Annotated in this window: 7 protein-coding genes; 3 read left to right on the top strand and 4 right to left on the bottom strand. The window is 66.5% G+C overall.

What is annotated here, in order from left to right; translation table 11 throughout:
* Positions 1-293 precede the first annotated feature (293 nt).
* Both B5G02_RS08570 and B5G02_RS08565 read left to right on the top strand, forming a co-directional pair.
* Entirely contained in the window at positions 294-1,178 is an 885-nt protein-coding gene (locus B5G02_RS08570) for an aldose 1-epimerase family protein (RefSeq protein ID WP_094335909.1), read from the top strand.
* Between the two features lie 12 nt (positions 1,179-1,190).
* Positions 1,191-2,318, top strand: coding sequence for a DUF1385 domain-containing protein (locus B5G02_RS08565; protein ID WP_094335908.1), 1,128 nt, complete (start codon positions 1,191-1,193; stop codon positions 2,316-2,318).
* A 2-nt stretch (positions 2,319-2,320) separates the two neighbouring features.
* Here the strand turns inward: B5G02_RS08565 and B5G02_RS08560 are convergent, their stop codons facing one another.
* Together B5G02_RS08560 and B5G02_RS08555 are read right to left on the bottom strand one after the other, a co-directional pair.
* The gene (locus B5G02_RS08560) at positions 2,321-3,589 is read right to left on the bottom strand and encodes a zinc ribbon domain-containing protein (protein WP_094335907.1); all 1,269 of its coding nucleotides are present in this window, start codon (positions 3,587-3,589) and stop codon (positions 2,321-2,323) included.
* A 115-nt stretch (positions 3,590-3,704) separates the two neighbouring features.
* Positions 3,705-4,787 carry a zinc-ribbon domain-containing protein gene (locus B5G02_RS08555; RefSeq protein ID WP_094335906.1) on the bottom strand — a complete coding sequence of 361 codons (1,083 nt, stop codon included), beginning with the start codon at positions 4,785-4,787 and terminating at the stop codon, positions 3,705-3,707.
* A 370-nt stretch (positions 4,788-5,157) separates the two neighbouring features.
* Between B5G02_RS08555 and B5G02_RS08550 the strand changes: the two genes are divergently transcribed.
* A complete protein-coding gene (locus B5G02_RS08550) occupies positions 5,158-6,675 on the top strand; it encodes a zinc ribbon domain-containing protein (RefSeq protein WP_094335905.1) in 1,518 nt (505 codons plus the stop codon).
* Between the two features lie 50 nt (positions 6,676-6,725).
* On the opposite strand, the gene B5G02_RS08545 is transcribed toward B5G02_RS08550, so the two are convergent.
* Both B5G02_RS08545 and B5G02_RS08540 read right to left on the bottom strand, forming a co-directional pair.
* Positions 6,726-8,051 carry a zinc ribbon domain-containing protein gene (locus B5G02_RS08545; RefSeq protein ID WP_094335904.1) on the bottom strand — a complete coding sequence of 442 codons (1,326 nt, stop codon included), beginning with the start codon at positions 8,049-8,051 and terminating at the stop codon, positions 6,726-6,728.
* Positions 8,052-8,115: 64 nt separating this feature from the next.
* Positions 8,116-9,114, bottom strand: a complete 999-nt coding sequence (locus B5G02_RS08540; protein ID WP_019240074.1) for a hypothetical protein — start codon at positions 9,112-9,114, stop codon at positions 8,116-8,118.
* Positions 9,115-9,411 lie beyond the last annotated feature (297 nt).

Here is a 9,411-nt window from a genome sequence, read left to right as displayed (position 1 = left end):
CGGGACAGGTCGCTTTGAAGGCGGCCCCGCGGGGGCGCCAGCAGGTAGATGGGTCACCGCGCCGCGTACCGACATGGTATCCGCCGAACGGCGGTACGACCATATTGCAAATTATCAGTGCAGGTAGTCGAGTTGCCCTTTTGCCGGCTACTTGGCTACCCCCGCATAAAACGTTCGTTTCGCGCCGTTTGGTTCCCGCGCACCCCGTCGGGGCGTCTTCGCGCCCGATGCTACAATCATGCCGGGTGCATTTTGTGGCACCGGGCGGCAGCATCGGGCGCGAAGGAGCGGATATGTCCCAGGTTGTGACCATCACGAACAACACGGCGTCGGCGTCGATCGATTCCAAGGGCGCGCAGCTCACGAGCCTTGCGCTCGACGGCCGCGAGTACCTTTGGCAGGCGGATCCCCGCTGGTGGGGCAAGCACGCGCCGGTGCTCTTTCCCATCGTGGGCACCCTGCGCGACGGCCGCGCGGCGTCCGCCCAGGGTGAGGTCAGGCTCGGCCGCCACGGCTTCGCGCGCGATATGGAGCATGCGATCGTGTCGCGTGACGATGCGAGCGTGACGTTCGAGATCACCGACACGCCCGAGACGCGCGCGGTGTACCCGTGTGCCTTCCGCCTGAACATGGCCTACGCCCTCACCGGGCCGGCGAGCCTGACCCAGACGTTTCGCGTCGAGAACACGGGCGACGTGCCGCTGCCGTTCTCGGTGGGCGGCCATCCCGCGTTCAACGTGCCCGCACCCGGCGGCGACGGCGAGGCGTGGGAGGACTACGTGCTCGAGTTCGCCGAGCCGTGGACGTACGAATCTCCCACCATCGCGGACGGTGGGCTGCTCACCTATGACGTCATGAATCCCATCGTCGATGCAACCGACCGCATGCCGCTCACGCGCGCGGCGTTCCGCTTCGACACCATCATGCTTGAGGGAGTGCCGCAGAGCACGGTGTCGCTGCGCGGCGCGAAGAGCGGGCACGGCGTGCGCCTCGATTTCGAGGGCTTCCCGTACCTGGGCGTTTGGGCGGGCGACGGCGTGCCCTTCGTCGCGCTCGAGCCGTGGACGGGTCACGCGACGCTCACGAGCGAGGATGACATCTTCGAGCACAAGCGCAGCATCACGCTGCTTGAGCCCGGCGCGGTGGACGAGCGCTCGTTCACGGTGACGCTTCTCTAGGGGCGCCGGGCGATGGGAATGCTGGCTGCGCGCGCCGCGGATGCGGGAGAGCTGTTCCAGACGCACATCGGCGGCTCGGCGGTGCTCGAGGGCGTCATGATGCGCGGGCGCTGCGGCTGGGCGGTCTCGGTGCGCACGGATGCGGGCGGCATGTACGTCGAGGAGCGCGTACTGCCGGATGCGGCCGAACGGCCCGCATGGCAAAAGCTTCCCATCGTGCGCGGTTGCGTGTCCTTCGTCGAGTCGATGTGCATCTCGTACGAGGCGCTTTCCATCGCCGTCGATCACGTGTATGACGAGGCGCCGGGCGGAGCGGCGGAGGCCGGGGCGGCTCCTTCGGCACCGGGCGGCGAGATGGGCACGCCGTGCGCCGTGCAGGGCACGGCCGAAGTTTCGCGCGAGGCGCGGACAAGCCGGCAAGTCCCGCCCGCGGATGCGCCCGACGCGCCTGCCGAAACACCTGCCGCGTCCGCCGACGCCGGCATGTTCGCGTCGGTTGCCGTGGGCGTGCTGCTGGGCGTCGGCCTGTTCGTCGCCCTGCCCGTCGCGGTGACGAACCTCCTCATGGGAGACCTGCAGGCGCACAACAGCCTCGCGTGGAACCTCGTCGAGGCGGCGTTTCGCCTCGTGGTGCTTGTCGCCTACATCTGGGGCGTCGGCCGCTTGCCGGATATGGCGCGGGTCTTCGCCTACCACGGCGCGGAGCACCAGGCCATCCACTGCTACGAGCACGGGCTCGATCTCACGCCGGAGAACTGCATGCGCTTCTCGCGGCTCCACGTGCGTTGCGGCACGGCGTTCATCGTCATGACCGTCATCATCGCGGTCGCGGTCAACGCCGTCGTCCCGGTGGGCGCACTGGCCAATGCGCTCGGCGCCACGGGCATCGCGCGGTGGCTCGTCGTGTTCGCCTCCCGGCTCGTGCTGCTGCCGTTGGTGATGGGCATTTCCTACGAGATAACCGTTCGCTGGGCGGGCAGGCACCCCGACAACCCGCTCGTGCGCGTGGTGCTCTGGCCGGGCGTTCAGATGCAGCGCCTCACGACGCGCGTTCCCGATCGCGGCATGCTCGAGTGCGCTATCTCGTCGCTCGTGCGCGTTCGAGCCCAGGAGGTGCGCGCGGAACGGGCGCGCATGTAAAATTACCCCTGGGGTAAATTTACATCCGGCTCGACCTCGACGAACTCCGAGAGCGGGTGCCAGTCGAGCGTCGCCGTGTCGCTCGCCTGCAGCTCCGCATATTCTTCAAGCGTGATGTAGGTGCGCGTGCCCTCCGCGTCCTCGCTCCAATATCCGTAGTCGTCGTAGCCGTACGCGGACTCGGTGATGAGCTCGGAACCGGACACCCGGTAGACGTAAGTGTTGTACTCCCACGCGCTGTACGGCGCGCCGTTCTCGAGGAGCAGGTCGTCGCGCAGCTTCCAGTACGACCGCATAGCTACGGCGCCCTTCGTGATGGAGATGGGCTCCGTGCCGTCGGTGTTGAAGACGCCGAGCAGCTGGTACGAGCCGTCGTCCTGCACCGTCGCGATCACGAGGTCGAGCGTGTCGTCGTCGCCCAGGTCCACATAGGAATACGACACCGTGCCGCTTTCCACCTGGTCATAGGTGACGCTGACGTTCATGTCCTCATGCGTGATCATGATGGCGCCCAGCGATGAGAGGTCCTGATACTCGGAGCCGAGCGCGTTCTGCCAGTCGTCCTCCTGCGCGTCGCGATAGGCGGTGAGGAGGTCGTTGTAGATCGCTTGTTTCGCGGGGTCGTCCTCCGGGGCGACGGGTGCCGGCGGCGCGGTGCCGCCCCCGTCGTTCGCGGGCGGCGCCGGGGTTGCGGGCGCGGCGGGCGAAGCGGGAGCTGCCGGAGCGGTTGTAGCGGGTGCGGCAGCCGGGGCTTGGGTGATGAGGGCTCCCGTCGCGCCGTCTCCCTGGTTCGTATCGTCGTCCGTGGCGCCCTCGTCGTCGTAGAGCGTCGGCATCACGAGCTCACGGATGAGGGGCTCGACGTAGTTCTGGTAGATGTAGTAGGTCGCGATGGCGAGCGTGCTGATCGCGATGACGAAGAGCACGAACATGACGACGATGAGCACCATGGGCAGGCGCTTCTTGCTTTCCTTTTGCGCATCGGTGAAATGCGAGGAGAGGCTGTCGCGGTGGAGGAAATCCGCGTCCTCGGCGATGAACGGCAGCGGCGCGGTGTCGTCGGGGTCGACGCCCACGGCCTCGTTCACGGTGACGGAACCGTTCGCCGCCGCGTCGTCGCCGGCGCCGTCCGCGGTATCGGTGGGCGAGGCGCCCGCGTCCGCGGCTGAGCCCGCCTGGGCGCACCGAGCCGCATCGTTGAGCTGCGCGCCGCAGCGCGGGCAGAACGACAACGATGGGCCGACGGTGCTTCCGCACACGGGACAGCGCATGGTACCCCCTCCCAGCCGCGCGCCACCTCATGGGTGCCGAGGCGCGGCGGCTGGGATAATTTTACTCTCACGCGGTGTTTGAGGGGGATACATTTTTCTGTGACGCGCTGCCGCCCTACTCGCCGTCGGCGACGACGGGCTCGAAGTCCTCCAGCGGCGTCCAGTCGAGGTAGAAATCGGTCTGCGCCGCGTTCCGCGCGTTCGACACCTCGCTCTCGTCGACCGGGCTCGTGGTGCCGTCGTCGTTGTATGTGAAGTAGGAGCCGTCCCGCCAGCCCAGATGCTGGACGATCACGGGGTTACCGTCCTCGACGGTGTAGAGGGTCACCGAGCCCGCATCCGCACCGTCCGCGCCCACCGAGCGCAGGTACCCGTCGATATCGACGTCCCAGGTGACGCGCATGAGCAGGCTGCCGTTCATGAGCGACGTCGTGGTCGATCCGTCGGTGGAGAACGCGCCGATGAGCTTGTACGCGTCGCCATTGCCGCTGAGCACGCCGATCACGAGGTCGAGCGTGCCGTCGTTGCCCAAGTCCGTGTAGGCGTAGGCGACGGTGCCGCTCACGAGTTCGTCGTACGTGACGCTCACGTTCATATCTTCCTGCAGGTCGACGATCGCGCCCAGCGCCGCGAGGTCGTTCAGCGTGGATGAGCTCGCGTTCTGCCAGCCCTGCGCCTGTGAGTCGCGGTAGGTGGTGAGGATGTCGTTGTAGACCGCGCGCTGGCGGGCCTCCTCGGCTGCCTGGGCGTCCTGTTCGGCTTGCTGCTCCGCGGCGAGATCCTCCTCGGCCTGCTGCTGCGCCTGCTCCTCGAGCTGCGGCAGGATGACGTTCTGGTAGACGTACGTGGCGGCGAAGGCGGCAGCGGCGAGCGCGAGCGTGACGAGGATGACGATGAGGAGCATCGGCAACCGGCGCTTGCTGTGCTTCTGCGCGCGCGAGACCTGCGCGGAGAGCGTGTCGGGGGCGGGGGTACCGGGGGTGGCGGCATCGTGTGCGCCAGAGCTGGCCGCGCCGGGCACCTCGGGCGTGGAGGACGCGGCGTACGTCGCAGCCCCGCCCACGGTCGGTGAGCTCTCGGAAGAGGCTCCTCCGCCGGGGCTATCGGGGTTTCCCGAGCCGCCGCCGAGCTGCGCCCCGCACCGGGGGCAGAAGTTCAGGCCGTCGGCGACGTTCGTTCCGCATTGTGGGCAGTACATCATGACTCCTTTTCAGACGAGGTGGGAGGGGGTGCGGGGAGCAGTGCAACACGCGCTCCGCAAAGGCGGCGCCTACCGCGTCGAGCTCCATAGGCCTACGCGTCGTTCGCAGGGCGTTCCGCCAGGGGCGCATCGGCTCCCTGCGCCGCACGCTCGCCACCCCCGTTTTCGCACGGGCCATCATCGCCGCGCCCATCGTTCGAGCGCGCTCCGTGCGTCTCCTCGTGTTCCGGGAGCGGCGCCCCGCACATCACGCAGTAGCGCAGATAATCTTTGTTTTCAGTGCCGCAAATCCTGCATCTCATGATGAACTCCCGGTTTGAATCGAAACGCGTTGTATGATTAGGCTTGATGTCGAGGAGGGAAGACGATGAGCGAGCTCGATCCGTTTCTGCAGATACGCACGACGCGCGGACAAGTTCCCTGCCGGTCGGTGCTGCCCATCGCAGACGGCGCGGACGCGACCGACCGCGACTCGAAGGAGTGGCAGGCCTTCCGTTTCGAGCCCATGTCGGTCGACGAGGCGCGCGCGGCGGATGCGTCGGACGACGCGTCTGCGTCGGCGGACGGCATCACCCTGCTCGAGCTCGCCGAATGCGTGATGCATAAGACCATCGAGCCCGAATCCGATGATGCGGGGGAAGCGCCCGCCGAGCCCGTGTGCGTCGAGGAGGTCTCCGGTAAGGATCTCTACCGGTTCGCGCAGCACCACGGTCCCCTGTTCGGCACCTCCGCCGAGGAGCCCGTGGAGGTGTGGATGTCCGCGGCCAGCGTGGCGGACCTCGCGACGCGCCTGCAGCAGATCGCCTCGAAGCTCGAGGGAACGATGAGCGTCGCCGCGCTGAACGGCGGAGCGTTCAACAACATCGCCAAGTACCGCCTCGCGAACCCGGAGACGGGCTCGCGGTTCGACCTCATCGTCATCGCGCGCATGGTGGATGCGGAGTACGCCCGGCACCTCGAGGTTCCCTTCGTGCGCCGCGAGGAGCGCGAGGGACGCATCAACTACGCGTTCCTTTCCATCAAGCACGAACCCGAGGTCGAGCCGGCCGTCATGCTGTACATGCATGTCGTCTCGTTCGCCCATGAGATGAGCCTCCCCGATTACCTCGCGCTGAGCAGGGTCTTCGACTTCGATGCCGATACCGACGCCCAGGTGTTCCAGCATTTCGTATCCGACGCCGACCGCGCTGAGCTCGCGGCCGCGCAGGATTCCAAGGCGTACGGCATCGCGCAGGGCGCGCTGTACACCATGGACGCGGTGCCGTTCGACGACGCGGACTGCTCGCCCATCGCCTCGCTCGTGCGCCTGCTCGTGGCCGCGCACCTCCAGGAGGCGCGCCTCGACGTGTTCTACGCCGACGAGAAGACCGGCCACCTGCGCTTCCCCAACTACCTCGCGTGGCTCTGGTACGAGTACTCCAGCGGCATCGAGAAGGTGCGCATCGGTTACTGCGGCAACTGCGGCAGGCCGTTCTCGCGCGTCAACCAGCGCGGCCGCGAGCGTCTCTTCTGCAGCGAGAAGTGCAAGAACGAGGCGAAGAACCGTCTGAAGAGCATGCGCACGAAGCGGGTGCGCGAGCTGTTCAAGGGCGACAGCGACTTCAACGGCGGCCGTTCCGTGACGGAGATCGCGCGCGAGCTCCAGCGGGAGGACCAGACGCTCGATGAAGCTCGCGCCGAGGTGATCGACATCCTGAACAAGTGGCCTGAGCTCAAGAACAAGGTGAAGAGCGCCATCAACAACGAGGGCTGGGACGCCGAGCTGTTTACGCGCTGCATGCGCGAGGGGCTCGACTGGAAGCGCATCCTCCACAAGCCGCTGCAAGAGGAGCTGCTGAGCAAGAAGGACGAGATCGCCCGCCTCCTGCACAGTCGGCAGCTCTAGCGTGCAGCGCGCGTGCCCGAAACCCAGTATGTCGCGGACGGCGCCCATCGCTACTTCGCCGTAACTGACTGCTTGAGGTAATCGAACAGGGCATCGCTCGCGCCCGTGATGCCGACGCCCGGGTTGTTCTCCCAACCGGCGAGCGCGTCGTCGTAGGTGTACGCGCTGAGGGTTTCCAGGCTGACGAGCTCCTCGGCCTCGTTCTGCGTATAGAAGTCGTCGGGGTTCGTGCTGTTCGAGTCGAGTGCCTGCGGAATGATGTAGCAATAGTTGCGCACCTGCGCGACCACGGTGCGGTCGCCCAGGTCGCAGACGGCCTGGGTGGCAACGGAAATGTCGCCGGCGCTGTGCAATTCGCCCTGGATGACTTCGAGCTCGCAGATGAGGTGGTCGGGCTGGCCGGACGGGGTGATGGTGACGTCGTCGCCGTCGATCGTCACCTCGACGCGGCCGATCCACTGCTCGGGGATGGTGAAGCTGTAGGACGCCGCCTCGTAGGCGCCGAGCGCGTCCTTCGCGAGTGCCTCGTCGCGGCGGGCGTAGGCGGCGTCGCGGAGCTCGTCGGCATTCTTGCAGCCGCCTTGGACGGCCATGTCATAGGCCGCTTCGATCTCGTCATCGGTGACATCGGCGGCATCGATGGGGTCGAGCCAGAGCGCGTTCTGGGTCAAGAAGGAGCCGTCGTCGTCAACCCTGCCGCCGAGACCGGCCGCTCCGGATGCGCTCACGTCGTAGATGGTGCCGTCCGCCGCGATGGGCGAGGCGGGAATGTCGAATGTGTAGTCGCCGCGCATGAGCTCCACGCCCGTGGCGTTCTGATCGGTGAAGAAGAGCTCGTCGACCTCGTTGCCCTCGAAGTCCGTGCCCGTCACATGGAGGGGGATCTTCGTGCCGGTGGAGGTATCAAGGCCGTCGCATTGGATCTCGAGCGTGATGGGGTAGGTCTGGTGCGCGGCTTCGTAGGCGGCCTTCTGCTCCGCCTCGACGCGCGCCTCCTCGGCGATGCGCTCTTGCTCGCCCTGCCACCACATGAAGCCCCCGATGCCGCCGCCGCAGACGAGCGCGGCCGCCACGGCGCCCGCGATGATGGCGGTGCGATGGTTCTTGCGCTTCGGCTTCTCCGCGGGAGCGGGGGAGGTTGCGGCGGGCTCGCCGGCGGGCGCGGCGGGGCTCGCGGGCGCTGCCTCGGGCTCGGGGCTCTCCGCCGGTGTCGGCGCGGCCGCGGTCTCAGCCGCAGCACCAGCGCTCTTCGCACCGCCTGTCGGTGCGGCCTCGGCCGCCTCACCCGCATCGTTCACCGCGCTCAACGGCGCACCGCATTGCGCGCAGAACTGGGCGTCATCTGGTTGCTTGCTGCCGCATTGAGGACAGAACATCGCAGCTCCTTTCAGACATGCGGGCGGACTCAGCGGCGAGCCCGCCCGCCAACGTTCGGTCAACCTACTTCACGAGCGTGCCGGAGACGGTGCCGTACACCACCTGGGTGTAGCCCATGACCTCGAAACCCGAGGACGGCAACCAGCTGTTCGACACGATGCTGTTGTCATCCTGCGAGAGGTAGCCCTCGATGGTCACGTCGCGGTCCTCAGGGCTGTCGCCAACGAAATGGAACTGGTAGGCATCTGCCACGGCAGTGCCATCGTCTTGCGCCTGCTCCAGGGAATCCTCATCGAGTTCGATGGTTTCGAGGGTGCACTGCGCCGTTCCCGAGGCGTACTTGTTCGCATAGCTCACCGTGAAGGTGCCGTCATCGGCGTTGAAATCGGAGATCTGGAATGTGGTGAACGAGCCCTCGCTCATGGAGTCCGAGCTGTAGGAGTACGAGCCGTCGAGTGCGCCATCCTTGTACTGGATGTCCGAGGAGTTGACATCCTCGCCGGTGAACGCCCAGTACTGGCCAACGCCGTCGTTCTCGAACTTATAGTGGTACGTGCGGTTGAACGTGAGGGTCGCGAACCACGTGTCGATGGTCTCGGTGGTCGTGACCTCGCAGGTGTCGTCGCCGGTGAGCTCGCTCTCGGCGCCGTTGAAGTCGTGCTCATCATCGAAGTCGACGCCGGCGATGGGCGTGGTCGGGCCTTCGTCGACAGAGAATGTAAACGTATCGTCCTGGTAGGTGCCCTTGACGTCGTAGATGGTCTGGAAGCTATCGTTCGCGACGGTCACCGTGCCGTTCGTGGTGGTCACGCCGTCCTCGGTTTCGGGCTCGCTCAAATCGAACGAGAAGCCGTAGTCGCTCGGGTTCACATAGTCATCGAGCGCAACGCCCTCGAGGAGGTCGGCCTCCTGCTCGGCGAAGGCATCCTCGAAGGCCTGCAGGTCGGGCGTGGAGGAGCACGCGCTCAGGGAGAGGAGGGCGAAGAGCGCAGCGGCCATGCCGAGGATCGCCAGCGCGAGGCGCCGGGTGATGGGGGCGGGTGTGCAGGCTGTGGCGTTCATGGTGTTCCTTTCTCGAGATGCCGCGAGCGCGCTCGGCGGGCGTGTCGCCGAGCCGTGGGTGGGCTCTGTGCCCTCCCGTCTCGCTGAAGTAAGTATATGAAATTAGGAAGCTCGAAAAAGAGATTTTGAAAGGGTACAGAAATTTTGATGTGGGAGGGGTTAAAAATCACGAAAAGCGAGCTGTGGACGCCGTCGTTAGGTCGCGTTGCGGCCGTTGGAATATGTTCGAGCCTCGAGTCTGTGTGGGATTCGAAGGTTGTCGAGTAGCCCCGATAGGTCCAATGCGCTTACCAGCGC

Origin of the sequence: [Collinsella] massiliensis (genome assembly GCF_002161605.1) — a bacterium.
Taxonomy (GTDB): domain Bacteria; phylum Actinomycetota; class Coriobacteriia; order Coriobacteriales; family Coriobacteriaceae; genus Enorma.
The sequence above is the reverse complement of the archived record's forward strand: the minus strand, read 5'-3'. Positions and strand labels throughout refer to the sequence as shown.